1 pseudogene is annotated in these 328 nt (G+C 67.7%); it reads left to right on the top strand.

Going from position 1 to position 328, the window contains the following annotated elements:
• Positions 1-328, top strand: a pseudogene (locus tag GV790_RS29460) (malto-oligosyltrehalose synthase); the annotation flags it as partial.

Genomic DNA, 328 nt, shown 5'->3' with positions numbered 1-328 from the left:
AGCACGAACTGATCGACGGTGTGCGGGTCGACCACCCCGACGGCCTGTCCTATCCCGCGGCCTACCTGTCGCGGCTGCGTAGCCTCATCGGACCGCACCGACTGCTGCTGGTGGAGAAGATCCTGGCCAATCGGGAACCGCTGGACGCGACACTGCCCATCGACGGCACCACCGGCTACGACGCCCTCGCCGATATCGGCGGCGTGCTGATCGACCCGGACGGTGAGCAGACGCTGACCGAGCTGTCCCAGCATTTCGCCGGACACGGCAGCGACCGCGCCTGGATCGGCGAGAAGCAGCACCGCATCAAACGCGCTGTCGCCGAGAG

Origin of the sequence: Nocardia cyriacigeorgica, assembly GCF_010858045.1 — a bacterium.
Taxonomy (GTDB): Bacteria; Actinomycetota; Actinomycetes; order Mycobacteriales; family Mycobacteriaceae; genus Nocardia; species Nocardia cyriacigeorgica_E.
This window is presented reverse-complemented; position numbering and strand designations above follow the sequence as displayed.